Raw genomic sequence first — 25,216 nt, forward strand, 5'->3', positions numbered from 1 at the left:
CCGGTCACTCGGCGCGCTGCCCCGCCACGCCGATCGCCGTGTCGAGGATGTCGGCCGCCTCCGCGATGTCCGCCTCGGTGCTGACCAGCGGCGGCAGCAGCCGTACGGTGCCCGGGCGGCCCAGGCACGGCGACACCAGCAGTCCCGCACCGGCGAGTTCGACCACCACCGAGCCGGCCACCCCGGGTGAGGTGAAGTCGATACCGCGCAGCAGCCCCCTGCCGCGGATCCCGGCGATCAACTCACCGTGCCTGCCCGCGAGTTCGGCCAGGGCGCGGTCCAGTACGGCGGCGAGTCGTGCGCCGTGTTCGGCCGCTCCCTCGATCGCCGTGAGCGCGGCGGGCAGCGCAGCGCAGCTGAGCGGATGGCCCCCGAAGGTCGCCGAGTGGAGGAAGGGATCGGCGCTCAGCGGGGCGTACAACTCCTCGGAGCAGACCAGCGCCGACAGCGGTACGACCCCTCCGCCCAGCGGCTTGCCGACCAGGACGGCGTCGACGGGCAGCCCGGCCGCGAGCGCGACGGAACGCTCCCCGCACCGGCGCAGCCCGCACTGGATCTCGTCGGCGATGGTGAACGTGCCGTACCGCGCGGCGTCGGCGCACCACTGGCGCAGGACGTCGACGGACAGTACGGCCGCGCCGTTCTCACCCTGGACGGGTTCGAAGACGACCGCGGCGACCTCCCCGCCCCGGACCTCCCGCAGGACCGCGCCGGGGTCGTCGGGCGCGACGTGGACGACGTCGACGGACGTGCCCAGCAGACCCCGCCGGAACAGTGGGCTGTGGGTGAGCGCCAGTGCGCCGAGCGACTTGCCGTGGAAGCCGCCCTCCACCGCCACGACCCGGCCGCGTCCGGTGGCGAGGCGCGCGAGTTTGCCGGCGACCTCGACGGCGTCGGCGCCGTTCAGCCCGAAGTACACCTTGGGCAGGGCCTGTTGGAAGTACTCCGCGAGCTGCGCGGCGGCGCGGGCGGCCGTCGGGTTGGCGAGGCTGCGGGTCGAGGTGGGCATCGTGTCGAGCTGCGCGCGTACGGCGGCGAGCACGTCCGGGTGCCGGTGGCCGAGCAGCGTGACGGCGTACGAACCGAAGTCGAGTGCCGTACGCCCGTCGGACAGCGTCACCCGGCAGCCCTCGCCGGACACCTCGGTCGCGCCCCGGCCTGCGAACGAACCGGTCAGGGCGAGCCCGGGGGAGAGGTGACGCCGGATCAGATCGAAGGTGTCGGAGGGGGCTCCGATGGTCGTGGTCATACGAGGTCGGGTTCCTCTTCGGCTGCACGGGTGGGCGGCAGGACACTCGCCGGGTCGCTCACCGGGGTGCTCAACTGGGCATCATTGGCCAGCAGTTGGCGTTCCAGCGCCGACAGCATCTGGGCGGCGTTCTCCCGCAGGGCGTCCGCCGCGACCGGGTTGAGCAGGTCGGCCAGGAGCGGGATGCCGATGTCGAAGGTGACATCGAGGGAGACCGTGCTGTGCCCGCCAGGCGCCGGCCGTACGGCCCAGTGGCCCTCGAACTCACCGAGATCGCCGGTGACTTGGCGGAAGTCGAAGCGTCGGGCGACCGGGTCGAGGACCTCGTCCTCGGTCCACTGGAGCACGGAACCCTTCAGCCGCACCGCCCAGGCGCTCGTCCGGTGTCGGTCGTCGGTCCGCCGGGTGATCGTGACGGAGTCCACGCTGTCCATGCACGCGGGGAAGGCCTCCACGTCCACGACGGCGGCCCACGCGGTCTCCGGCGGTACGGCGATGGGGAGTTCGACCTCTACTCGGGGCATGCGGAGGGGGCGCCTTTCTGGTCGGGGCGGCTCGGGGAACGCGTGGCCCGCGCGGGCAGATGCGGGCCGAGCGCCTGGGTCCGTGCCGCCGCGAGGGCCGCGGGCAGCAGCCGGCGCAACACCGCGCGCGGCAGCGGACGTAGATGGGTGATCGCGTACGACTGCGGGAGCAGCCGGCAGCCGAGCTCGACCTTGGGGGTGTACGCGGTCTGCGCGAAGCGGATGTGGTGGCTGCCCGCGTCGAGCGCGAGGCGGATCGCCGCGTAGTGCACGTTGTGGTAGAGGCGGGCCTCGTGCGCCAGCGCGTAGTCGAGGCCGATGCGCGCGCCGGTGACGCCGGAGCCGCTGAACAGGCAGAGCAGGAAGGCGACGAGCCGGTCCCCGTGCTCGCCGTCGAAGCAGGCCACCAGCCGCCGGTCCGGCCCGGGGGAGGCCGCGAGGGCGGTCAGGAAACCGGCGTCGAGGACGTCGAGCCGCTGGTCCGCCCGGTCCATGACCTGCCGGTAGAGGCCGAGCATCTGCGGTACGAGCGGGCGGAAGTCCTCGACGGTCTCCATCCGCAGCCCCGGACGGGCGGCGAACTTACGGAGGTTGCTGCGCGCGTTGCGCCGTGGTTTGGCGGGGAGTTGCTCGACGTACTCGTCGAACGAGGCTGCGGACAAGGGGAGTTCGGTGTCGGGCATGCTCTGCGCGGGAAAGAAGCCCGCCGAACTGAGGGCGGTGCGCAGCGGGTTGAGGTCGGCGGGGGCGAAGTCCTTGAAGACGACGGTGCCGAGGCGCTCGGTCCGCGCGAATCGGAGTACACCGTCGACCAGCAACCGGCTGACCTCGTCGGTGAGCGGTCGGGAGGTGAGGACGTGCCCTTGGCCGAGGAAGTTCCCGCAGAAGAGCATCGGCACCCGCAGCAGGCGGGGAGCCAACTTCCGCACGGGAGACAGGAATTGGCGTTCGTGCGGGCCGACGATGTCGTCGAGGCGCAGGTTCCGGAAGAGCGCCAGGGGCAGTACGGCCTCGGTGCGCGGGCCTCTGCGGACCACCAAGTAGGCATAGCTGTCCGGGCCGATGGCGCCGTCCTCCATGGCCGCGAAGACGGCGCGGGACCACATCGGGTCGTCCGGCGGGGCGAGTTGGTGCCAGACCGACTCCGGCAGGAAGTCGATGGAGCGCAGTACCTCGACACGGCAGGCGGCGTCGTCGTCGGCGGCGGGCTCCATGGGCAGCCCGCTCCTGTTCGTCGTCAGCACCGCGCTCAGCCGATCCGCAAGGGAGCGCCGTTCAGGAACTCCCGCAGAGGGGCGCCCATGCGGGCCCGGGACGGCGGGTGGAAGGTGAGCCCGGTGGCGGCGGAGGCGAGGTACGTGCTGTCGGGCGCGGTGATGAACGCCATGCCGCCGAGTGCCGCCTGGCAGGCCGTGGTGGTCCGGGCGATGGCGTCCTGCGCCGCGTACCGGGCGGCCAGGGCGTCGACGAGCAGCGCGTCGCTCCACGCCTCCGTGTCCATGGCCCGGGCGACCGACTCGACGCCCAGCATCGCGGCCTCGATGTCGATCAGGAAGGGCGTCGGGTCCTGCGGGCCGCCCGGCTTGTCGAGGACCCGCTCGACGAGGGCGCTGGCGATCCCGATGTACCCGGCGGTCAGCAGCAGTTCGAACCACAGGAAGCCCGCGATGTTCAGCTCGTCGGGGACGGCGTCGGCGGTGACCTGGGTGAACACCACCATCGCGGGGTCGAGTTCGACGTCGGTGAGCACGACCTGGTCGCTCTCGGCGCCCGCGAGGACCGGGGACTTCCAGAAGGGGCGCACCTCAAGTCCCGGTGATCCGGCCGGGATCAGGGCGACGGCGAGCCGGTCGACCCCGTCGTCGTCCTTCATCATCACGGACGCGGTCAGCAGATCCATCGAACGGGACAGACTGCACGGCATCTTGCTGCCGTTCAGCACGATGCTCCCGCTGTCCGTACGGCGGGCGGTGATGTGCGGACCCAGGATGTTCTGTCCGGTGTTGCCCTCGGCGAACCCGGAGGCGAGCAACAGCCCCTCCTTGGCGATGGCTTCGAGCAGCAGCCCTTCCGCGCCGCTGCTATTGCCGTTGCCGTACGCGGCGGCCTGCACGAGCCCGGCGATCGAGAAGTGGTGCATGGTGGTCGCCACCGCGAGCGAGGGACAGCGGGAGCCGACGGCACGCTGCACCCGTACGGCCTGGAGGGGTCCGGCGCCGATGCCCGCGTTCTCGGTGGGCACCAGCAGCGCGGGACCGCCCGCCGCGCGGAACTCGGCGATGGCGGGACTCGGCGCGCTCTCCAGCGCGGCCAGCGGATGCCGGGCGAGCGCCGCGTCCAGCCCCGGCAACAGGGCTTCTACGGTGGCGCGTTCATGGTGCAGGAACTTCACGGGGTGGTGCCTCTCGTCCGGCGGGGGCCGGTGGGGTGGGTGGCCTGTACACGCGGGTGGGCGCGGCTCAACAAGGAATGCGAAAGGGGTGAGGACCGCCTGACGGTCCGCGAATCGCGTCAAGAAAGAGGAGAAAGAAATGAAGCGTTATGTGGCCTATTGGCGCATTGCAGCTTAACTATCCGCCAAACGCGCTCTGGGTGTTCTGTCGGCTTAGGTGTGATTTGGGCGGCAATGCTTACCCGTAACGAAGGAAGTGGGGAACATCGGTACGAATGTCAGCCGAGCGCGACGGGCAGTTTCTCGTAGCCGCGCAGCATGAGTCCGTACCGCCTGGCGGGCTCACCGGCCGGACGCAGCCGGGGGAAGCGCTTCAGCAGCGCGGGCAGCGCGATGCTCGCCTCCAGCCTGGCGAGCGGGGCGCCCAGACAGAAGTGGGCGCCACCGCCGAAGGCCAGCGGCTGCGGGCCGGTGCGCAGGGGGTCGAACTCCGCCGGACGGTCGTACTGCCTCGGGTCGCGGTTGGCGGCACCGAGGAACACCAGCGCGACCGTGCCGAGAGGCGCGGGCACCCCTCCGACATCGAGCCCTTCGGTGAGCGGTACGCGGGCCGCGTACTGGACGGGGGCTTCCAGCCGCAGCACCTCATCGAGGAATCCGAGGAGGGGAGTCGTGCCGTCACGCAACCCGGCCGCCGCCAGGGGGTGTTGGAAGGAGAGCGCGAGGGCGTTGCCGAGCAGACTGGCGGTGGTCTCGAACCCGGACACGAGCAGCAGGACGAACATGGACAGCATCTCGTCTTCGCTGAGCCGAGCGTCCGCTCCTTCCGCTCCCGCCGCTCCCTCCGCCGCCGTGGCCAGCGCGCTCACGAGATCGTCCTGTGGATCCGCGCGGCGCCGGGCGGTCAAGTCCGAGAAATAATCGACGAGTTCGGCCGCTGCGGCATCGGCCGCCAGGACCGCCTCGGGAGGCTGGGCGATCTCCAGCGTGACGGTGAGCGCGGACGAGAGAGCGCGGAACCTGTGCCGGTCCTCTTTCGGTACGCCCATCAGCTCGCAGATCACACTCATCGGCAGCCGGGAGGCGAAGACCTCCATGAAGTCGAGGGTGCCGGGGCCGAGGATGCTGGAGTCGGGAGTGCCGGGGCCAAGGGTGCCGGAGTCGGGAGTGCCGGCATGGCCCGCTTGGCCCGCCATCTCATCCAGCAGGTCGTCCACCGCCGCCGCGATCAGTGGTTCGAGCGCGGGAATCCTGCGGGCCGCGAAGAACGACGAGACCAGGGACCGGAGACGGGTGTGCCGGGGCGGGTCGGTCTCCAGGAGGGAGGCGCTGATGATCCGCTGCGCGAGATGTTCGGTGCCGCCGGGGCCGGTCGCCTGGCCCGCCTCCGTACGCCGGATCCCGAAGGCGCGGTCGCGCGTCAGCCGTTCCGCTTCCTCGTAGCCGGTCACCAGTAGGACCCCGTCCCCGGTCGGCAGCACGGGCCCGAGCGTCCGGGCCCGCTCGAACAGCGGAAAAGGGTCGGCCGAGCCTTCCTGGGTGAGCAGCCCTTCGAGGACCGCGGTGGCGGTTGTGGTGTCCGTATCCGTATCCGTATCCGTGGCGGGGTCCGTCGTCCGATGCGTCATGAATTCCTTCCCGCAGCCGGAACTGTTTTGACCGGCAGCTACGGGCCACTATCTGTCGGCCGACAAACCGCGCCCGACGCATTTCCCCGGAACGCCCCGGACGACAGCGGGGAAATCAAGGAAGCGGGCGGAAAGGAGCACGAGGTACGAAGGGGCGCACGGCCGGAGAACAAGGCGCCAGCGCACTACGGGTATGCGCGTCCGCGGCTTTGAACGGCCGCAGCGGCACCCCCGTACCCCCTGACATGACCCACCAGACTCACCAGACCCGTCGGCCCACCCGAGGACACACTTTCGCCTCCCGCCTGCGCCGAGGTGCCGCCCTCGCCCTGCTCCCGCTGGCCGTGGCCTGCGGCGGGGGCGAGGACAGCGCGGAGGAGAAACGCAAGTCGGCCACGGCCGCCGTAACCGCCGCTCCAGAAGCCGGAGTTGTGGCTCCCGCGAAGGTCGAGGTGATCGCCGGGCTGACCGGTTGCACCGCCGATATCCGGGTCGAGGCGGAGGAGCTGCGCGAGGGGTTGTGCCGTACGAAGCAGGGGGAGTACCGGATCACCACGTTTCCCGAGGAGCGGTTCAAGGTGACCTGGCTCGACAGTGCCGCCATGTACGGCGGCAAGTACCTCGTCGGCACCCGCTGGGTGGTCAGCGCGACGCCGGAGCTGTTGGAGGGGTTCCGTTCCCGGCTCGGCGGGACCGTGCAGGAGCTGCGCTCGATCGCGCCCACCACGGGGTCCTGAGTCACCCCTCCGTACGGAGGTGAGCCAGTACCTCCTCCAACGGCAGGTCGAACCTGTCCTTGTCCCCTGCCCACTGGCCCAGCACCGTCGCCGCCCCCTCCGCCATCTCCGGCGGTAGTCCCGCCGTGCGCAGGGTCGCCGCGATCTCCTCCAACTCCGGTGCCCAGCGCCAGGCCCGGGCGGCCACGCTGGGGAGCTGGTCGGTCTGGGCGAGGATGCTGGACGTCAACGAGCCTGCCTCGCGGGCGAGTTCATCGGCCACGCCGTGGTGCGCGGCGAGGGCGTGCGACACGGCGGCCAGGACGCGGGCCGACTTCTGGAACGAGGCGTACGCCATCTTCAGTGCCGACGCGGCACCGATCTCCGCGTCCAGCGGGCGGGCCACGACCTGCGTGTCCTTGAACGCCCGCGCAACTCGGGCGACTTGCTCCCCGTCACCGCTCAGATACAGGCGCGGGGCGCTGCCCGGTCCCGGCGGGCCGCCGACGATCGAGCCGTCGAGCATCGGCACGCCACGCTCCGCGCATGCCACCGCGATGCGCCTCGTACGGTCCGGGTTGATCGCGTTGGCCTCGACGTACACGCCCCGGAAGGGGTGCGCGAGGACCTCGTGCGCCACGTCCTCCGCCGCGTGCGGCGGGCAGACCGACAGCACGAAGTCGCTGGCGGCCAGGGCGGATTCGAGGGACTCGGCGGGCTCCAGGCCCGCCTCACGGGCGCGTTGGAGGCTGGCGGGGCCGCGGCCCGTCGGGACGTACAGCACTCGGGTGCCCGTGCGGGTCGCCTCGCCGCCGACTTTCGCGCCCATGGCGCCGGGATGCAGCAGCGTGAAGGTGGTCGTCATGGGCCTCACCGTACGGACTTGATGTTGTTGGGAGTCGCGAGGACGAGTGTGGGGCATAGGAGAGGGGCATAGGAGATATGAGCCTCGGGAGGGCGCCATGAACCGACAGATCCGCGTTCGCGTCAGTCGCCGGCCCATCACGCCCCGCGACGACACCATCGACCGCAGGACGCCGTCGGGGCGGATCCTGCCTTACTGACCCCCCGCCTCCTGCCTTACCGACACCTGCCTTCTGCCCTACCGACACCCCTCCGGCGCCGCTCTCACAGGGGCGATTGCCAACGGACCGTCGTGCCGCCACCGTCGCCGGCACCGGTCCCTCCGTCGTCGTACACCTTCAGTCGTACGGCATCCCTGCCGTCCGGCAGGGGCGTCGTCGTGTCGATCGTGATCTCCAGGCGGGACACATCGGCGCGGCCCGACGCGGCGGCGAGGGCGCGGCGGAGGACGGCGACGAGGTGGGTCGCCACCTGGTCGGGGACGACGGTGTCCACCGGGCCCCTGAAATGGGTCGAGGGCTGGAAGCCGAGCACGGCCGATGCGCCGACCGTCTCCCGAAGTACCCTGCCTCGCAAGCTCGTTGGGGCCTCCGCCGGAGGCTGTTGCAGGGCGAAGATCGCCGTGCGGACCTCCTGGATCGTCGACTGGAGTTCGTCCACCGCGCGGCCGAGGAGCTCGTGCGCCGGGTCCTTGCCCTCGGTTCTGCGCTGCGTGGACTCCAGCAACATGCCCGTGGCGAACAGGCGTTGGACGACCAGGTCGTGCAGATCGCGGGCGATACGGTCACGGTCCTCGTACACCGCGAGGCGTTCACGGCTGTGCTGCGCGTCGGCCAGGACCAGGGCGAGCGCGGCCTGGGACGCGAACTGCGTCGCCAGCAGGCGTTCTACGGCCGTGTAGGGGCGGTCGCCCGGGCGGCGCGGGAGAGCCAGGGTGCCGATGAGGCGGCCGTCCGCCTGGAGCGGGAGCATCATGCTGGGGCCGAACCGGTGCCGTACATGCGTCGTCATGCGCGGGTCGGTCGCCGAGTCGTCGATGAACACCGGTTCGCCGCCCAGGAGTTGGACCAGGACGGGGCTGCCGGGCTCGATGGTCGTACCGACGACGTCACCCGGGTCCTCGTAGATCGAGGCCGTGACGATCTCCATGCCGCCCGCAGCCGTGCGCTGCAGGATCACGCCCGCCGCCGCGTCGGCGAGGGCCCGGGCGCCCTCCGCGACCGTCTTCAGCGCGTCGGCCGCAGCCTCGCCGGTGAGCAGTGCGGTGGTGACGGCCGCCGCGCCCTCGATCCAGCGCTCGCGCTGCCGGGCCGTCTCGTACAGGCGGGCGTTGCCGATCGCGATGCCGGCCTGGGCGGCGAGCACGTGCAGGAGCTGCTCGTCCTCGGCGGTGAAGGGGGCGTCGTGCCGCTTTCCGGCGAGGTGGAGGTGGCCGAACACCTCGTCGTGGACGTGGATCGGCACGCTGAGCACCCCGGTGGGCGGCGGCTCGGCACCGCCGGTGCGGATCTCGGTGAGGCCGTCCTGCCCGGGGTCCGTGGTCCCGAGCGCCGCGTACCGCGCGCCGGTCAGCTCGGCCGCGCCGTCCACGATGTGCTGGAGCGTGGTGCGCAGTTCGAGCTCGGAACCGACGCTCAGGACGGCTTCGAGGAGGCGGGAGAGGTCGGGGACGCCGTCGCCCGCCTCGGCCGGGCCGGGGCTCAGGTGGTCGCCAGCGGGGCCAGGACCAGCGGCTCGATCTTGCCCTCCAGCATGTAACCCAGGCCCTGTACGGCACACACGTCCGGCCGCTCCGCGATGTGCACCGGCATACCGGTCGCCGCGCGCAGCATCTGGTCGAAGCCGGGGAGCAGCGCGCTGCCGCCGACCATCATGATCCCGCGGTCGGCGAGGTCGGCCACCAGGTCGGGCGGGCAGTTGCGCAGCACCCGGCCGATCCCGTCGAGCACGGCGGTCAGCGGGGTCTCGATCGCGTCCCGTACGGCCGCGGTGTCGACCCGTACGGAACGGGCGAGACCGCTCGCCACGTCCCGCCCGTGGATCTCGGTGGTGGTCGGCCCGTGCGGGGTGAGACCGTTGCCGGACAGGGCGACCTGCAGCGGCCGTACGGACTGACTCGGCAGCATCAACTCGTGCTCGTGGCGCAGGTGTTGGACGATCGCGTGGTCCACGGCCTCACCGCCCACCGGAATCCGTTCGGCGGTGACGATGGAACCGAGGGACAGCACGGCGACCTGGGTCGCGGCAGCCCCGCACACCATGATCATGGTCGCCTCGGGCCGCTCGACGGGCAGCCCGCAGCCCACGGCGGCGGCGATCAGCGTGTCCACCAGCTCCACGCGGCGCGCGCCGAGCCCGACCAGCGTCTCGATCGCGGCCCGCTGGGCCAGCGGATCGGCGTCGTGCGGCGTGCAGGCGGCGGCCCGCAGCCGGGGCTTGCGGCGCAGCGCGCGGCGGACCTTGTCGCCGATCAGGTGCCGCAGCATGCGCTGCGCCATCTCGATGTCGACGACGGTCCCACCGGACACGGGCCGCACGACCCGGATGTAGTCGGGCGTACGGCCGGTCATCTTCTCCGCGAACTCTCCTACGGCGATCAGCGCGCCGGTCCGCGTGTTCACGGCGGCGGCGGACGGCTGGTCGACGACGAGCCCGGCTCCCTTGACGTAGACGCGGGTACGGGCGGCACCCAGGTCGACGGCGAAATGGCAGCGTCGCAACTGCTCCAGACTGACGGTCATGGCAGGGTCTCCCGAGAGCGCGGACCGGGGCGTCGCCGGGCGGCGGGCCTCTTTCGCATCGTGCGGGGGCGGTGGAGCGGGCGCGTCTTGTGGTGGGCCGGGTGGGGTGCCGCTAAATGGGGGTATTTGTCTGTTATGCCCGAAGTAAAGAACAAGTAAGGGACAGCTGGTGAGGTGCCGTCACTCACCCGGGCCACGTCGTCCGGATCACCCCCAGCTCCGCCAAGTCCTGTGGCCGGACGCGGAGTTGATCGGCCGTCGCTTCCGTCTCCTCCGGTGGCCGCTTGAGGATCGCGGCGGCAGCCTCCGGGGCGATGACCGAGAAGTAACTGTCCGGCGTGGCCCAGGTGTTGCCCGGCGCGGCCAGCGCCAACGCGCCGCCGGAGCCGCCCTCGCCGATCAGCAGTGTGGTGAGCGGGGTACGGGCGCCGGCCACCGCGCCGAACAGGTCGGCGATCGCGGCGCCCGCGCCCTCCCGCTCCGCCTCGGCGTCGTTCGCCGCGCCCGGGGTGTCCACCAACGTCAGCACCGGGACACCGAGCCGCTCCGCGAGCCGGATCAGCCGGGCGGCGGTGCGATACCCGGCCGGACGGGTCGCCGTCCCGGCCTGCGCGGCATACGCGACCGTCCGCCCCGCCCGCTCCCCGAACCCGCACAACATCCCCGCGTCGACGCCCCCGCACCGATCCCCGCTGATCGCCACCCGGTAGGTGAAGTAGGCGTCCAAGTATCGCTCGGCACGCGGACGTTGAGGTGAGCGGGCGCGCTGCACGGCTTCCCAGCCGGTGGCTGGCAGGCTGACCGGCGTGAGCTGACCCGGCTGGGCGGGGTGCGCGGTCTCCTGGGCGGTCACTGGTGGGGCGGGCGCGGTGTGCGGAGCCGAGGGGGCGTCGTGCGCGGCCTCGGGTGGGTCGGCCGCACTGTGCTGAGCTGGTCCCGAGTCCTGCGCAGCCTCGCGTGCGGTCACCGGCGGATCCGCCGCCGTACCCCGAGCTGACAGCGCGCCCCGCGCGTCCTCCCGTGCTGCTGCCGCCGACCGGTCGGACGCGCCGAGCGCGTCCCGCCCCGTGGCCGGCGGGCCGCTCGCGCCGAGCGCCGCAGGCACCGGTGCCTGGCCCGACCACGGCGTGGTCAGCAGCCGTAGCCACCTCCCCAGGGTCTCCTTCAGCTCCTCCTGTCGTACGACCGCGTCGGCCGCGCCCGCTGCCACCTGGGCCTCGGCCGTGTACGCCGTCGGGTCCGCGTCCGGCGGCCGGACCCGGGAGCCCGCGAAGCCGACCTGGGCGCCGGGCAGGGCCAGGATCACATCGGCGCCCGCGCCGAGCGTGGCCCAGCCGCCGCCCGTGGTGGGGTCGCGCAGTACCGCGATCTGTGGGAGGCCGGCCTCCCTGGTGAGCACCGACTGGCGTGCCACGCGCTGGAGTTGGGTGAGGGCGATCATGCCCTCCTGCATCCTGCTGCCGCCGGTGGCGACCAACGGCACGACGGGCAGCCGGTGTTCACGGGCGTATGTGTACGCCGACTCCAGGCGGTCCCCGGTGCGTTCGCCGAGCGAGCCGCCGAGGAAGCCGAACTCGAAGGCGATCAGCACCGCCCGCGTGCCCTCCACCGTCGCCGTGCCGCACACCACCGACTCCGACTCGCCGGTGCGGTCGGCGGCACGGGCGCGCGAGGCGTCGTAGCCCTGCCAGGCGAGGGGCCCGTCGGGCTTGGACTCCCGTGCCGGGTACCGGAGTTCGGTGAAGGTGGTGTCGTCCGTGACCAGGGCGAGGAACTCGCGGGCGGACAGGCGGCGCTCAGGCATCTCGGTCAGCGGTCAGGGAGCGCTTGAGGATCTTGCCCATGTCGTTGCGGGGGAGCGCGGAGAGGTGGTGGACGACGCGGGGGCGCTTGTGCGGGGCGAGGCGGCGAGCCACATGATCGGCCAACTCGACCAGCTCCGGAGGGGATTGAGGATCCGTCGGCACGATCCAGGCCACCACCCGCTCGCCCAGGTCGGGGTCCGGTTCACCGGTGACGGCGGCCTCGCGGACCCCGGGGTGTTCCAGGAGCGCGTTCTCGATCTCACCCGCGCCGATCTTGTAACCCCCGCTCTTGATCAGGTCGGTGGCCTTGCGGCCGACGATCCTGACGTAGCCGTCGGGGTCGCGCACGGCCATGTCGCCGGTGCGGAACCAGCCGTCGGCGGTGAAGGCGGCGGCCGTGGCGTCGGGCCGGTTGAGGTACTCGGTGAAGAGGTTCGGGCCGCGCACCTGGATCTCGCCCACGCTCTCGCCGTCGTACCCGGACAGCGGCGTGCCGTCCTCCTCGACAAGCCGCAACTCCACGCCGGGCAACGGGACTCCCACCGTCCCGGCGCGCGGCTCACCGTCCGCCCGCACGCTGGTGTTCATGAGGGTCTCCGTCATGCCGTAGCGCTCGATGACCCGGCGTCCGGTCGCGGACGTGATCCGCTCGTGGTCGTGGACCGGCAGCGCGGCCGAGCCGGAGACCAACAGGCGTGCCCGGCCGAGGGACTTGGCGAGCCCGGGGTCGTCGGGGAGGGTCTCCGCGATGCGGTGGTACATCGTCGGCACGCCGAACATCATGGTCGCGCCGTCGTTCAACTCCCGTGCCACGCCCTCCGTACTGAACCGGCCCAGGTGCCGCACCGACCCGCCGCGCCGCAACGGGCCCAGGATGCCCAGCACCAGCCCGTGCACATGGAACAACGGCAGCCCGTGCACGAGCACGTCGTCACCGGTCCACTGCCAGGCGTCGGCGAGCGCGTCCAACGTCGCGGCGATCGCCCGGCGCGGGATGACGGCACCCTTCGGCGGGCCGGTGGTGCCCGAGGTGTAGACGACGAGGGCGGGATCCTCGTCACCGGGGGAGACGTCCGGACCGTCGCCCCCGACACCCCGCACCTCGACATCGACGCGCTCCAAGTGCCGTAGAGGAGACGGAAGTTCGTCACCTGGAGCCGCCAGCACCAGCGTCGGGGCGCTGTCCGCCAGGATGTGGCCGAGTTCCTTCTCGCCCGACTTCGGGTTGAGCGGGACGGCCGCGACTCCCGCCCGCAGCACGGCGACCACGGCGACGGCCGTCTCCAGCGAGGGGGTGGCCCAGACGGCGACCCGGCCGGTGCCCGCGCACCGGGCCGCGAGGGCGTCCGCCGCCGCGCCCAGCTCCGCGTAGGTCAGGGGCCGGTCGCCGAACCGGAGGGCGGGCTGCTCGCCCGGGTTGGTCAGGGCCGGGAAGAGGGTGGACACGCGGCGGGCTCCTTGGTTGTCGGGGACACAGGTCCCCAGGCAGCGGGGACACCCCCGTTCCTACACCACGTCCGCCACCACACAGCTGATGTTGTCCGGACCCCCGGCCTCGTTCGCCGCGTCGACCAGGGACCGTACCGCCTCCTCCGGGTCCGGGCCCGCGGTGAGGAGTTCGCGGATCCGGTACTCCGGGACGACCGCGGTCAGGCCGTCCGAGCACAGGAGATAGCGGTCGCCGCGACGGGAGTCGTGGAGTTTCAGGTCGGGGGCGCCGGTCGCCAACGCCTTTAGCAGCATGGTGCGTTGGGGGTGCGAGCCGGCCTCCTCCGGGGTCAGCCGGCCCTCGTCGATCAGCGACTGGACGACCGAGTGGTCGTGCGTGATCCGGAACAGCCCGCCGTCGCGCAGCAGATATGCGCGCGAGTCCCCTATATGCACGAGTGCCAGCTTCGAGCCCGTCCACAGCAGCGCGGTCAGGGTCGTGCCGTTGTCGTCGGGATCGGCCACGTCACGGACGGCGTCGGTGGCGCCCCGTACCGCCTCCTCCAGGAGGTTGAGCACGTTGCCCGCCGGTACCTCCTCGGTGTCCAGGAAGCGCAGCGCCTCCACCGCCGCGCCGCTCGCGGGCGCGCCCGCCGGGCCGAACCCGTCGGCGACCGCGAGCAGCCGCGTACCCGCGTACGCGGTGTCCTGGTTGGAGGGGCGGACCAGACCGCGGTCCGAGTGGGCGGAGTAACGCAGTTCCAGCATGGTGGTGTCCTTTCCCGGTACGGCCGGTCCGGCCGCGAGATGGTCGACGAGGAACCCGGCGAGATCCCGCCGCACCGCCGTCTCCGCCTCGACCCGCGCCCAGAAGACACGGATCTCGCGGGCGGCGGCGGCCGGTTCGAGCGCGCACACCTGACGGATCCCGGCCAGCGGCATACCCAGCCGCCGCAGCCACGCGACCAGCCGCGCCCGCTCCAGCTGTGCCACCGCGTAGTACCGGTATCCGCTGTCGGGGTCCACGCGCGCCGGCCGCAGCAACTCCAGCTCGTCGTACAGCCGCAGCGCCTTCGGCGACAGCCTGCACGCCCGCGAGAAGGCCCCGATCGTCAGCATGTCGCCCGTACCGCTCATGCGCGCCTCTGTCTCTCCCGGTTCCGCCACCGATGCTGGGGCTTCACCGAGGGGGAAGGTCAATCCGGTTGCCGCGGTTGCGGGGGCCATGGTTAACCTGCGGATCTGTCCACAGCCCGCACCCGGATGGAGACCCCGTGCCCCGTATCGCGCTCGCCACCTACGACCCCGGACCCAAGCCCAGCAAGGACCGTGACCTTCCGGTGCTGGTGGAGGCCTTGCGGGCGGCCGGGGCCGAGGTCGTTGCCGTGCCGTGGGACGACGCCGGGACCGACTGGGGCGCCTACGATCTCGTGCTCATCCGTTCCACCTGGGACTACAGCTGGCGGCCGGTCGAGTTCGTGGCGTGGGCCGAGCGGACCGCGAAGGTGACGCGGCTGGCGAATCCGGTGCAGGTCGTGCGGTGGAACACCGACAAGCGGTACCTCGGCGACCTCGCGGCGGCCGGCGTGCCCGTCGTGCCGACCCGGTATCTCGCCGCCGGTGATCCGGTCGACCTGCCCGACGACCACGAGTACGTCGTCAAGCCGACCTCCGGCGCGGGCGCCCGCTTCGCCGCCCGCTACACACCCGACGAGCACGAGACTGCCGTACGACAGCTGGAGCGCATGCATGCGGAGGGGCTCACCGCGATGGTGCAGCCGTATCTCACGCATGTGGACGTCAGTGGGGAGCGGGCGCTGCTGTTCTTCGGCGGGCGGTTCGTGCACGCCTCGCGGAAGGGGGCCGTGCTGGCGCGCGGGACGGCGTACGACGACGACAAGGTGTCCCACCCGGACCTGGAGCCGTGGACCGCGACCGAGGCCGAACTCTCCGTCGCCGAGCGGGCGTTGGCCGCCGTACCGGACGCACCGGAGCTGCTGTACGCGCGCGTGGACCTCGTCGACGGGCCGGACGGGGAGCCGTGTGTGATGGAGCTGGAACTCGTCGAGCCGAACCTCTTTCTCGATCTGCATCCGGAGTCGTCGTTGACCGCGGTGGTGGAGGCGGTGCTCGCGGCTGCCGCTAGTCGCTGAGCGCTGTTCTCTGGAGCAGGCCCCAGGTGAACTCGGCCGCGCACCTGTGGCGTACGCCCTGCGCGTCCGGGGCGGTGAAGGCCAGGCCCCAGCGGGTGGGGGCCGTGCCCTCCAGGGGGCGGGCGGGGGCGAAGGCGCGGGCCGCCTCGTCGACCGTGCAGGACCAGGGGGTCAGGTCGTCCAGGGTGTGGAGGGCGGGGCCTTCCGTGCCCGGGGCGCGGACCAGCCATTCGTTCCACACGGCGCCGTTCGGAGCGGTGAGCACCTCGAAGCGGAGGTCGGGCCAGAGGGGGACCGGCCACTGCCAGGCCTCGCAGTCCAGGTCGCCGATCCGGCGTTTCGCGGACGACTCCGGGGTGCCGAGGATCGAGCGGTAGCGGGACGCGGCGGCCCGGCCTCTCGGGGAGTGCAGCATCGCCTGCCAACGCTTGTTGGCCTCGCGCATGTCGGCGATCGAGACGCCCAGCTCATGACGGGCGTTCTCGACCAGGTCCGGGTTGTGGTCTGCCATGCGGCGCAGCAGGACCAGCTGGAAGTCGAGGGGACTGAAGGGGCGGGCGGGGCGGTTCGCTTCGGGCATGCGATCCATCGTCGCGCACGGCACTGACATCGGGCCTGATAGCGGGGCTGACACCGGGGGTGCGGCCTTCGGGGAGGAACAGGACCGAGTTGACGTAGCGGGGGCCGCGCGCGAAGGGCAGGACGCGGCGCAGCAGGCCCTGGGAGACGGCGTACGAGGTCCGGGCCTGATGCTCCTCCAGGGGAAAGGCCGCCAGCCTGACCCAGTCCCTGTTCCTGTTCCTGTTCCTGTTCCTGTTCCTGTCCGGGAGGACCCAGCCCTCGTAGCCGAGCAGCGACAGGTACTTCACCACCGGGGCGATCGGCTGAATACGGGATTCGAGTTCGACGAAGAGCGCGGGGTGGTCGCGGGTGATGAGGCCGGTCGCGCCGTGCAGGACGGCCAGTTCGCTGCCGTCGACGTCGATCTTGATGAAGCCGACGTCACGGAGGTTCAGCCCGTCGAGCGTGACGCACTGGACGTGCACGGCGCGGGCGTGGATGTCCCGGCGGACCAGCGAGGACACCCCTCGGTCGCCCTCGTCGTCCGGCGGCAGCCACAGGCGGGCGGTGCCGGGGCGGTCGGAGGCGGCGGCCGGGATCACCCGGGCGTGCGCGGGGGCGGCAGCGGCGAGCAGCCGGGCCAGGTGCGGGACCGGTTCTACGGTCACCACCTCGCGCGCGTGTCTCCAGAGGCGGTGCGTCCAGGGGCCGTACCAGCCGCCGACGTCGACCGCCGTGCCGCAGTCGGGCGGCAACAGGTCGGTCAGGCGGGCCAGTTCGGGTTCGAAGCGGGGGTAGACGGCGCGGGCGGTGGCGGCGACCAGGCGGGTGGGGAGGAGGGGCGCGAGGCGGGCGGTGAGGGTACGGGGAGTGGGAGGAGCGGGGTCCATGGGGCGTTGGGGATGCCCGGGGTCTGGGGGAGTCATGGCGCCATCCGTTTGAGGAGTTCCAAGTGCTCGGCGTCGTCGGTCACTTGCTCTCCGGACGAGGGCAGCAGCTGCGGGATGCCGTCGACGATGGGGTAACGGCGGCGCAGGCGCGGGTTGTACAGGGCGTCCGTGGGGAGCAGGTGCAGCGGGCCCTTGTCGAGCGGGCAGGCCAGGATCTTCAGCAGGGGGTCGTCCGGGTTCATGGGGGAGTCAACTCCTTGGCCTCGACCGGGGGTTGAGGCGCGTTGTCGTGCTTCGGCATGGTCAGCAGGACGGTGACGGCCAGGGCCGTGCCGCCGATGCGCAGGGCCAGGCGCAGCGGATCGTGCGGCAGGGCCTCGCCGAACGCGAGCGTGCCGAGCACCGCCGTGAACAGACTCGTCACCGTCGTGCAGACCGGCACGATCAGCGAGGCCCGGCAACGCTGCAGCGCCGCCTGCGACATGACCAGGCCGAACGCCCCGGTGAAGAGGAGGAGATACGGGTACGGGGACTTGAGCAGCCCAACCACCGCCCCTCCCAGGTCACTTGTCGTCAGATAGCTCGACACGCCCTTGATGGCGAGCGAGCTGACCCCGTACAACAGGCCCACCGCCACGCCGTATTCGACGCCCGTGGTGGGCCGTCGGTGCCGGTGGCCCGCGCCGCGTTCGGTGGAGCGGTACAGCCAGACGCCGGCGGCCAGCGAGGGCACGCAGACCAGCAGGATCAGCGGGTAGGGCGCGTTGCGGCTGACGTGGTCCGAGCCTTCTTTGAGGGACAGTACGACCATCAGCAGGGCGAGCAGGATCGCCCCGAGCGCGTACCGTTCGCGACCGCTGGTCTCCTCGCCGAGCATGCGTGCCGACAGCAGCACGAGCAGCACCAGGCCGGACACGAAGATGCCCTGCGCGGCGGCGATCGGCAGCGTCCGGTACACGGCGAGCTGCGCACCGAACCCGGACGCGAGCGCGAGAGACCCGCCGATCCACAACGGGCTGCCCAGCACCAGCCGCAGCAGCCTTGCCGGTTGACGGACCGTCACCTCGGGCAGGGCCGCGAGCGCGCGTTTCTCCAGGACGAAACCGGTGCTGTAGAGCACGTTCGCCAACAGGGCCGCAGCCACCCCCCACCACACGGCCGCGCCCCCTACGTCTTCCGCGCGTGCAGCAGCAGGATCGACGCCAACTGCGGTCTGACGCAGGCCAGTCGGTCGAGGGGGCGGAACGGTCGCGGTACGCCGTGGAAGGGTGCGCCCTTGAGTCCTACGACCTCGAAGCCGGCCGCCGTCACGAACTCCCGTAGCGCACGCGGGGTGTAGAGCCGCAGGTGTCCTACGACCTCCTTGCCCGGGCGGCCGTGGATCGCGCGCAGGCTCACCTCCGAGAACACGGGCTGGACTCCGGCGAGCAGCAGGGCGCGGTTGTACCAGGCGGCCAAGTTCGGTGTGGACAGCATGAGATGGCCTCCCGGGCGCAGGACGCGGTGGATCTCGGCGAGGGCGGTGTCCGGGTCGACGAGGTGCTCGATCACCTCGCTGAACAGGACGGCGTCGGCGGCGGCCGAGTGGAGTGGTAACGCGGTGAGTTCGCCTCGGACGGTGTACGGGAGGTGGGTGCGGGCTCGGGTGAGGGCGTCCTGGGACCAGTCGACGCCGATGACTCGGTGGCCGGTGAGGAGGGGGGCTGCGGTGGCGGCCGCGGTGCCGTCGCCGCAGCCGATGTCGAGGACGGTGCGGGGCTGTTCGGTGGGCGGGCCCAGGGCGGTGGCGAGGATGCGGGCCTGGCGGAGCGTGCGGGAGGGGCCGGAGGCGACGGGGACGGTGGGGTTCTCGTAGAAGTCGCGGAGGTCGTCGTGTGTAGTGGGGTGGCGCGGGGTCGTGGTCGTCATGCCGGGTGCTCCTCCGTCGTGTGCAGGTAGTGCTCGAAGAGGTCGCGGAGGTGGGCTCCGTCGCCGGGGCCGAGGAGGGTGCGGGACCAGCGGAGGGCCACGTGGAGTTTTCCTGCGGTGGACGCCGTCGTCACGGTGAGGCCTCGGGGCATGCGGGCGGGGGCGGAGAACCAGACCGCGTGCGCGCGGCCCGCCGGGGCGCCGAAGTCCAGGGTGTACGGGATGCGGCCGATGTTGCTGAGGAGGGTCGTCGAGGTCCAGGGGGCGGCTGCCTTGCGGAGGCCTCGGGTGAGGGTGGCTCGCCAGGCGACGGGGACGACCGGGGCGGTCAACAGGGTTGCTCCGTGGCCCAGTTGGGGGCGGGGGAGGGCTTTGAGGGCGCGGGTCCGGGTTGCCGTGCGGTGGAGCAGTTCGGCCATGGGGTGGGCGGGGGTGGTGGTCAACTCGCTTGGGGCGAAGGTGACTTCGACCAGTCGCGTGCCGTTGCCTATCGGCATGTCCGTGCCTCGGGGGCGGTCGTCCACGGGCATCGTGATGCGCATCGGGCGGGGGTGTGCGCCGTGTTCGCGGTTCCAGTGGGCGATCATCAGGGCGGTCGTGACCATGAGTTGGTCGTTCACCGTGTAGGGGGAGCCCTTGGGGCGGTGGGGGACGGGGAGTTCGGTGAGGAGGAGGCCGTTGCCGCCGGGGGTGGGGCGGGGTGCCGGGGGCTACTCGGGCGGGCGGGGTCCACACGGAGGGGGTGTCCGTGGGGGGTTCTGGCCTGTCCGGGGGGCGGGTTGGTGGGGCGGTCGGGGTGTTTTCCTTGCCGCCGTAGCGCTCCGCTGCGGTGGCGAGGACGCGGAGGCAGGCGGGGCCGTCGAGTGCGGTGTGGTTGACCGTGAGGATCAGGGCGGTTCCGTGGGGGAGTTCGATGGCTTCGAGGCGGATGGGTGGGGATGCGGTGAGGGGTGGGGTGTGGGTGAGGGAGCGGGTGCGGGCCTGTTTGAGGGCGTCTTTGGTGGGGGGTGGGAAGGTCACCACCTCCAGGTCCGGGGAGTTGGTCAGCTCCCATTCGTAGCGGCGGCGGTACCAGGGGCCGGGGGCCTCGCGCATGAGGATGCGGGGGTGGTGGTGGAGGGCCTCTGCGAAGGCGGTGCGGAGGCGTTCCGCGTTTACGGGACCTGGGAGGTGGACCTCTATGTGGACGGTTTCCGGTTCGGCGGATTGGTGGCAGTGGCGGGCGATCTCGTCGACTGTGGGGAAGGGGATGCGGGTGTTGGTACGGGGAGGTTGGTCGAGTGTGGTCATTCCGGCTCGTCCCTTGGCTGCGGGTCGGTGGGGGCTGGTCGCGCAGTTCCCCGCGCCCCTATAGGGGCGCTTCCCCTGGCCTGTGCTGAGATTGTTCGGCTTGACTCCTCGCCCAGGGCGCTCGTGCCTCGCGCTCTTTGAGGCAGGGGTGGGATCGGTGCTGGTTCCGGAGCGGAGCGCTCTCGTACGCTCACCAATGCCGCGAACAGGCCTATCAACGCCAGGAGTTGAGCCACGCGGCTGAACGCTCCCTCGCCTGCGCCCACCGGGTCTCCCGCTCCCGTCGCCGACACGATGCCCGCCCCCGCCGGCGCCACGAACGCGATCGGGACCAGGAGAGCGTGGCGGCGGTATGCGAGCAACGCCAATGCCGGGACCAGTAGGGCGAACCAGCCCGCTATCACCGCTCCGACCAGCGTCAGCGCCACCGTGCCGAGCCAGAGGCCGGGTAGGGGCGGGGGTGGTTGGAACTCGTCGGGGTTGGGCTCGTCGCGGCGCCAGATGACCAGGGCCAGGAGGGCGGCGACTGCGACTCCGCTGCCGATGAGGCCGGCCTCGTACGTCGTCGCCGGTTCATACGACAGCTTGATCGTGCCGCCCGCGCCTGCCGGGACTCGCCAGCCCTGTTGCCAGCCGTCCAGGCGGAGAGGGGTCAACTCCTTGCCGTTCAGGGTGGCTTTCCAGCCGTCGTTGAAGTTCTCGTACGTGGTGAAGTACGAGGCCGCGCCCGCGCCCACCGCCACCTCTCGGCGGTCGCCCAGCCAGTCCTGGACCGTCAACTCGCGTGTCTGGGCGGTGGGTTCGGTGACCGTTCCCCGGGTCAGCGTCACGCCCGTGAGGGTCAATGGGCCCGCGTTTCCCGCTTCCACCCGGTGTGTTCCCGACGTCAGCTCCAACGCCCCGTCCGTCTTGCCTTGCTGACAGAGCGTCACCTCCACCGAACGCCGTTCCGTGAGGTCCCGTACCGTCCCCGTCACGCTCGTCCCGTACAGCTCGCCGTCCACCGCCACCACCGGGCCCTTTCCGCAGGGCAGGGTGAAGGGGCGGGACGGGTTCGGCTGGGGGGTGCGGTACTGGTCCAGGGCTGGGATGTAGGCCTCCGTCAGGCCTACCGGTAGTTGGAGGTTCTCGTCCGCTATCGGGTTGTGGAGTGTGAGCGGGGCCGTCTTCGTGATCGTGATGGTCAGGCTGTCCGTGGTGATCGGGTCGAAGCGGGTCACGCCGTTCTCGTCCACGCCCGCGATCGTCGAACCGTCCGGTGACGTGATGTCCACCTCGGTCGGGCGCGTCGACAGGCCGCCCGCGGGGGCCAACACCACTTCGCCCACTGCCTGTTTGCCGGTCCAGGTGAGGTGGATCGTCGGGCGGTCGCCTGCCATCCAGCCCGTCGTCAGGTCGCCGTCCGTGAGGTTGCGGGCGGAGAGGCCCGTGCCAAGTGCCGCTGTGGAGTCGGCCGTTGCCGTGATGCGGTGTTGTTGGGCTGGGGCGACCTCGTAGAGGAGTTTGTCCAACTCCTCGCCCGGGGTCGCCACCGCCGTCGCCTTCATCTCGTACGTTCCCGCCGCCGACGTCGAGAACGTGCGGTGCAGGCCCGCCTCCGTGCCCGTCGGGGAGAGGCCCGTCGGGTCGGCCGTGCGGTGCAGGGAGATGATCTCGGCGGAGGCGTCGGTGGTGTTCGCGTCGGTGGGGAGTTTGAGGAGCCGGGTGACCTGGATGTGGGGGAGAGCGATCTCGGAGAAGCCCGCGCCGGTGAGGCCGGTGCGGCGGGCCACCGAGTCGACGATCGTCAGCTTCATCCAACTCGTGGAGCCCGAAGGCGCCTTGATGGTCTGAGGCATGCCGCTCGGCTGGAGATAGCTCGTCGCCGATCCCTTCGCCGTCTCCACCCGCACCTCCGTCGCCGCCGCCCGCACGCTCTCCTGCGGGAGCGGAGTCACCTTGAACGAACCCGGCATGTCGTACGACCCGCCCGTGAAGCCGATGCGCAGCCACTGGCCGTTCGCCGAGCCCGCCGCGCCCTCCGCCCACGCGGTGTCCGGGTCGCCGTCGAAGGCGTTCACCGGGTCGAACTGGGGGAGCGAGAACAGCCAGTTGCCGCTCGAAGACGCCGTCACCGAGCGGGCGCCGCGCAACTCCGCCACCGTCTGGTGGGCGATGCCCTTCGTCGGCAGGATCTGCTTCGGTTTCTTGCCCGCGTCCTGGACGGCGTCCGGCGCGTTGCGTTCGTCGGGGGTGTAGGTGTACGACGTGTTGGCGTCGACCAGGCCGAACCGGGTGTCGGCGCGACGCAGTCCGTCGCCCACCACCTGGAGCGGGGGTGAGCCCAGGCCCGGGTGGTTGTCGCCCGTCAACACCGTTGCCCTGCCCCTGAGTTCCGTGGCCAGGGGGAGGAGCGACTCCGGGCCGCCGGAGACGACCGCCGTGTCGGACACCGGCGTCAGGCCCGCCTGGCCGGGGCGGATCACGTCCTTGCTCGTCGGCTCGTAGATCTCCACCGCACGCTGGCGCGGGTAGAGGCCCTCGACCTGGAGCGGGGTGTCGTTCGCTATCCGGCCGCCGGTCATGATCGGGCCGAGGCCCGTCACCCGCTGGTAGCCGGACTGTTCCAGGGTGCGTTTGACGGTGGTCGTCGGGACGTAGCCGATCTGGTCGGGGTCGAGGTCGTTGCGGACGACGACGTAATAGACGCCCGCCCGGCTCAAGTAGTCGGCCAGGCCCGGGACTTCACCGCCGCTGGTCAGCGCCTGCTCCACCGCGTCCATCGCTCGGCGGTTGCCGGGGGTGCCCATGGGGACGTAATCCCGTTCCGCCCAGCGGGAGTTGGCGAGGACGTCGAGGGGCTCGTCGATGGGGGAGCCCCAGGTGTAGATGCCGTGCGCGGTCGCCGGGACGACCAGGGCGCGGGAGTCGGGGGAGTACTTGTGCAGCCAGTCCGCCGTGGACTGCCAGTACTTGGGGAGCTGCTGGAACGAACCCGGGTTCAGGATCGACCCGTTGAGATACGGCCACGCCAGACCGGGCAGGACGAGGATCGCCGCGATCAGCGGAGCGAGTCGGCGGCCCCGGACCGGACGGGCGCCGCGTGTCTCGGCGGCCACACCGACCAGGTGGGCCAGGCCCAGGACGAGTGCGAGGGCCAGGCCCGCCTGGAACTTGTAGATGTTGCGGAAGGGGACGAGCGGGCCGTTCAGCCAGTCCTGCACCAGCCCGTGGAAGGGCGCCCCGAACGAGCCGCCGTACCCGGCGAACAGGACCAGCGCGACCGACACCCCGATCAGCACCAGCCAACGCCGCTCCGGCATGTCCCGGCGGGCCAGCCCCGCGAGGCCGAGCCCCGCCGCCAGTGCCGAGCAGACGATCACGATCACCGAGGACGCGACCGTCCAGCCGGCCGGTATCCAGGCCTCCCCGAGGTGCAGATAGGCGACCCAGTCACCGGCCCCGCGCAGGCCCTCCGTCGCCGACATGGTCTCGGTCGTGGTCTGCGAAGTCTCCACGTAGGGAAGGAAGTTCTCGCCATAGACGCCGAGCATCAGCAGCGGGATCCACCACCACGCCGTCGCCAGGATCACCCCGGGCACCCACCACGCGATCAGCTTGCGCTGCCGCGGTCCTGATGGGCGGGAGAGCAGATACAGGCCGACGGGGAGGAGGGAGGCGAGGGTCGCCGCCGCGTTGACACCGCCCATGAACGGCACGATCAACGCCGACCGCAGGGCCGCGATCCGGGCCGTATAACGCTCGTTGGTGAGCGGCAGCAGGACCCAGGGGAGGAAGGCACCGGGGAGGGCCGCGGCGGACGTCGACCCCACGACGATCGTGAACACCGGCCACAACGCGTACGTCACGGCGGCGAGCAGCCGGGACGCGGAGTTGCCGACACGCAGCCGTTCGGCCAGCCGCAGCGCACCCCAGAAGGCGACCGAGACAACGAGGGACAACCACAGCCGTTCCGCCAGCCAGACCGGGAGGTGCACGGCGTGGGCCAGCCAGTAGAACGGCAGCATCGGCCAGAGGTAGCCCGCGTACTGGTCCTGGATACCGCCGAACGAACCCCGGTCGTGCCACAACTGCCCAAGGTCCGACAGGAATTGACCGGGGTCCACGGTGACGCCGAGCTTCGTGTCGAAGGTCTGCCGCCCCGGGTGCACGGCGAGGAACAGCACGAACACCACGGCCCAGAACCCCAGCAACCAGCGCCAGGACCTCGGGCCCTCCGGGGGACCCGCGATGGTCGTGGTGGGGTCGGCCGCCGGGGGCGGGGCCTGGACCGTGGTCGCCGTCATGGTGGACACCGCCGGAGGATGAGGAGGAGGTTCCAGGTGGCCAACTCCCTTATCCCGGGCACTTTTACGACGGCTCGGTCGAGGAAGGGCCAGTAGCGGGAACGCGCCGCGACGACCATCACGTCATCACGGGCGCGGACCTGCCGCAGGGTGGCACCGATGTGCACGGCGAACAGGTTCTCGCCGAGAGTGTGCTTGGCCGGCTTTCCGGTACGGCGCCGGTAGCGGGCGCGGGCCCGTTCGGCACCGAGGTAGTGCCAGGGCGCCCACTCGTGACCGCCCCACGGGGACAGCCAGTTGGTGAACGACACATAGATCAGCCCACCGGGCCGGGTCACCCGAGCCAGCTCACTGAGAAACGTCTCCGGATCGGCCACATGCTCAAGGACGTTGGAGGAGAACGTCACGTCCGCGACCCCGTCGGACAACGGCAACAAATACCCGTCCGCGATGACGGTCCCGTCCGGCGGCTTCCGCCCCAACTCCCGTACGTCCGGCTCGAAGAGGTAGGAGTGAGCGCCACGCCGCCGAAACTCCTCGGTGAAATACCCGCTCCCGCCACCGACGTCCACGACGGTGCGGCCGGCGACGGGCCCGTCATAGGCCTCAACTTGATCAACAGCGTCGGTGGCGAGCAACGAGTAACAGGATTCCGGGTCGTCCTGCTCATGCAGGAAGGCGCGAAACAGCGTGAGCGAGCGCTGGAGAGACGGGTCTTTGAATCGCCGGTGTGCTGGAGCGCCCCTAAAGGGGCGCGGGGCTGTATCTATATGCGGCTCCG

The 25,216-nt window shown here is 71.5% G+C and carries 20 protein-coding genes and 1 pseudogene; 2 read left to right on the plus strand and 19 right to left on the minus strand.

All coding sequences use genetic code 11. The annotated features are described in order from the left end of the window. Positions 1-4: 4 nt before the first annotated feature. The 5 genes from SPR02S_RS27580 to SPR02S_RS56495 form a co-directional block, all read right to left on the minus strand. Positions 5-1,249: an aspartate aminotransferase family protein gene (locus tag SPR02S_RS27580; RefSeq protein ID WP_019060246.1), complete on the minus strand. Its 1,245-nt coding sequence runs from the start codon at positions 1,247-1,249 to the stop codon at positions 5-7. Then, positions 1,246-1,773 (minus strand): type II toxin-antitoxin system RatA family toxin, encoded by a 528-nt coding sequence (locus tag SPR02S_RS27585; RefSeq protein WP_019060247.1) that lies wholly within the window; start codon positions 1,771-1,773, stop codon positions 1,246-1,248. Before SPR02S_RS27585 ends, SPR02S_RS27580 begins: the two co-directional genes overlap by 4 nt. Beyond that, on the minus strand, positions 1,761-2,987 hold the full coding sequence (locus tag SPR02S_RS27590) for a GNAT family N-acetyltransferase (protein WP_019060248.1): 1,227 nt from the start codon (positions 2,985-2,987) through the stop codon (positions 1,761-1,763). The genes SPR02S_RS27585 and SPR02S_RS27590 overlap by 13 nt, the downstream gene beginning before the upstream one ends. Positions 2,988-3,022: 35 nt before the next feature. Continuing rightward, on the minus strand, positions 3,023-4,165 hold the full coding sequence (locus SPR02S_RS27595; RefSeq protein ID WP_019060249.1) for an acyl-CoA dehydrogenase family protein: 1,143 nt from the start codon (positions 4,163-4,165) through the stop codon (positions 3,023-3,025). A 278-nt stretch (positions 4,166-4,443) separates the two neighbouring features. Next, on the minus strand, positions 4,444-5,793 hold the full coding sequence (locus SPR02S_RS56495) for a cytochrome P450 (protein ID WP_019060250.1): 1,350 nt from the start codon (positions 5,791-5,793) through the stop codon (positions 4,444-4,446). A gap of 245 nt (positions 5,794-6,038) precedes the next feature. On the opposite strand from SPR02S_RS56495, the gene SPR02S_RS27605 reads away from it, so the two are divergent. Next, entirely contained in the window at positions 6,039-6,530 is a 492-nt protein-coding gene (locus SPR02S_RS27605; protein ID WP_019060251.1) for a hypothetical protein, read from the plus strand. A gap of 1 nt (position 6,531) precedes the next feature. On the opposite strand, the gene SPR02S_RS27610 is transcribed toward SPR02S_RS27605, so the two are convergent. From SPR02S_RS27610 to SPR02S_RS27635, 6 genes are all read right to left on the minus strand, one after another. Continuing rightward, entirely contained in the window at positions 6,532-7,374 is an 843-nt protein-coding gene (locus SPR02S_RS27610; RefSeq protein WP_019060252.1) for an NAD(P)-dependent oxidoreductase, read from the minus strand. Between the two features lie 263 nt (positions 7,375-7,637). Beyond that, positions 7,638-9,077, minus strand: a complete 1,440-nt coding sequence (locus tag SPR02S_RS27615; protein WP_026150916.1) for a sensor histidine kinase — start codon at positions 9,075-9,077, stop codon at positions 7,638-7,640. Next, positions 9,074-10,114 carry a rod shape-determining protein gene (locus SPR02S_RS27620; RefSeq protein WP_019060254.1) on the minus strand — a complete coding sequence of 347 codons (1,041 nt, stop codon included), beginning with the start codon at positions 10,112-10,114 and terminating at the stop codon, positions 9,074-9,076. The genes SPR02S_RS27615 and SPR02S_RS27620 overlap by 4 nt, the downstream gene beginning before the upstream one ends. A gap of 184 nt (positions 10,115-10,298) precedes the next feature. Further along, positions 10,299-11,918, minus strand: coding sequence for a carboxyl transferase domain-containing protein (locus SPR02S_RS27625; protein WP_019060255.1), 1,620 nt, complete (start codon positions 11,916-11,918; stop codon positions 10,299-10,301). Further along, positions 11,911-13,365 (minus strand): acyl-CoA synthetase, encoded by a 1,455-nt coding sequence (locus SPR02S_RS27630; protein WP_019060256.1) that lies wholly within the window; start codon positions 13,363-13,365, stop codon positions 11,911-11,913. The genes SPR02S_RS27625 and SPR02S_RS27630 overlap by 8 nt, the downstream gene beginning before the upstream one ends. A 60-nt stretch (positions 13,366-13,425) precedes the next feature. Further along, positions 13,426-14,484 (minus strand): MerR family transcriptional regulator, encoded by a 1,059-nt coding sequence (locus tag SPR02S_RS27635; RefSeq protein ID WP_019060257.1) that lies wholly within the window; start codon positions 14,482-14,484, stop codon positions 13,426-13,428. Positions 14,485-14,621: 137 nt separating this feature from the next. Here SPR02S_RS27635 and SPR02S_RS27640 point away from each other — a divergent pair, with 137 nt between their 5' ends. Beyond that, entirely contained in the window at positions 14,622-15,500 is an 879-nt protein-coding gene (locus SPR02S_RS27640) for an ATP-grasp domain-containing protein (protein WP_019060258.1), read from the plus strand. On the opposite strand, the gene SPR02S_RS27645 is transcribed toward SPR02S_RS27640, so the two are convergent. The 8 genes and pseudogenes from SPR02S_RS27645 to SPR02S_RS27680 all read right to left on the minus strand — a co-directional run bounded on the left by SPR02S_RS27645 (position 15,490) and on the right by SPR02S_RS27680 (position 25,205). After that, positions 15,490-16,080 (minus strand): hypothetical protein, encoded by a 591-nt coding sequence (locus tag SPR02S_RS27645; protein ID WP_078623014.1) that lies wholly within the window; start codon positions 16,078-16,080, stop codon positions 15,490-15,492. The genes SPR02S_RS27640 and SPR02S_RS27645 overlap by 11 nt on opposite strands. Further along, positions 15,968-16,951, minus strand: a complete 984-nt coding sequence (locus SPR02S_RS27650; RefSeq protein WP_019060260.1) for an FkbM family methyltransferase — start codon at positions 16,949-16,951, stop codon at positions 15,968-15,970. Before SPR02S_RS27650 ends, SPR02S_RS27645 begins: the two co-directional genes overlap by 113 nt. Before the next feature lie 32 nt (positions 16,952-16,983). Beyond that, entirely contained in the window at positions 16,984-17,193 is a 210-nt protein-coding gene (locus SPR02S_RS27655) for a Trm112 family protein (protein ID WP_019060261.1), read from the minus strand. Continuing rightward, positions 17,190-18,095 (minus strand): DMT family protein, encoded by a 906-nt coding sequence (locus SPR02S_RS27660; protein WP_019060262.1) that lies wholly within the window; start codon positions 18,093-18,095, stop codon positions 17,190-17,192. The genes SPR02S_RS27655 and SPR02S_RS27660 overlap by 4 nt, the downstream gene beginning before the upstream one ends. A 23-nt stretch (positions 18,096-18,118) precedes the next feature. Further along, on the minus strand, positions 18,119-18,859 hold the full coding sequence (locus tag SPR02S_RS27665; RefSeq protein WP_019060263.1) for a class I SAM-dependent methyltransferase: 741 nt from the start codon (positions 18,857-18,859) through the stop codon (positions 18,119-18,121). Then, positions 18,856-20,149, minus strand: a pseudogene (locus SPR02S_RS56500) (condensation protein). Before SPR02S_RS56500 ends, SPR02S_RS27665 begins: the two are co-directional and overlap by 4 nt. Next, on the minus strand, positions 20,146-24,435 hold the full coding sequence (locus SPR02S_RS27675) for a DUF3367 domain-containing protein (RefSeq protein ID WP_019060265.1): 4,290 nt from the start codon (positions 24,433-24,435) through the stop codon (positions 20,146-20,148). The pseudogene SPR02S_RS56500 and the gene SPR02S_RS27675 overlap by 4 nt, the downstream one beginning before the upstream one ends. Beyond that, positions 24,432-25,205 carry a class I SAM-dependent methyltransferase gene (locus SPR02S_RS27680; RefSeq protein WP_063746273.1) on the minus strand — a complete coding sequence of 258 codons (774 nt, stop codon included), beginning with the start codon at positions 25,203-25,205 and terminating at the stop codon, positions 24,432-24,434. The genes SPR02S_RS27675 and SPR02S_RS27680 overlap by 4 nt, the downstream gene beginning before the upstream one ends. Between the last annotated feature and the right edge of the window lie 11 nt (positions 25,206-25,216).

Origin of the sequence: Streptomyces prunicolor NBRC 13075 (assembly GCF_000367365.1) — a bacterium.
Taxonomy (GTDB): Bacteria; Actinomycetota; Actinomycetes; order Streptomycetales; family Streptomycetaceae; genus Streptomyces; species Streptomyces prunicolor.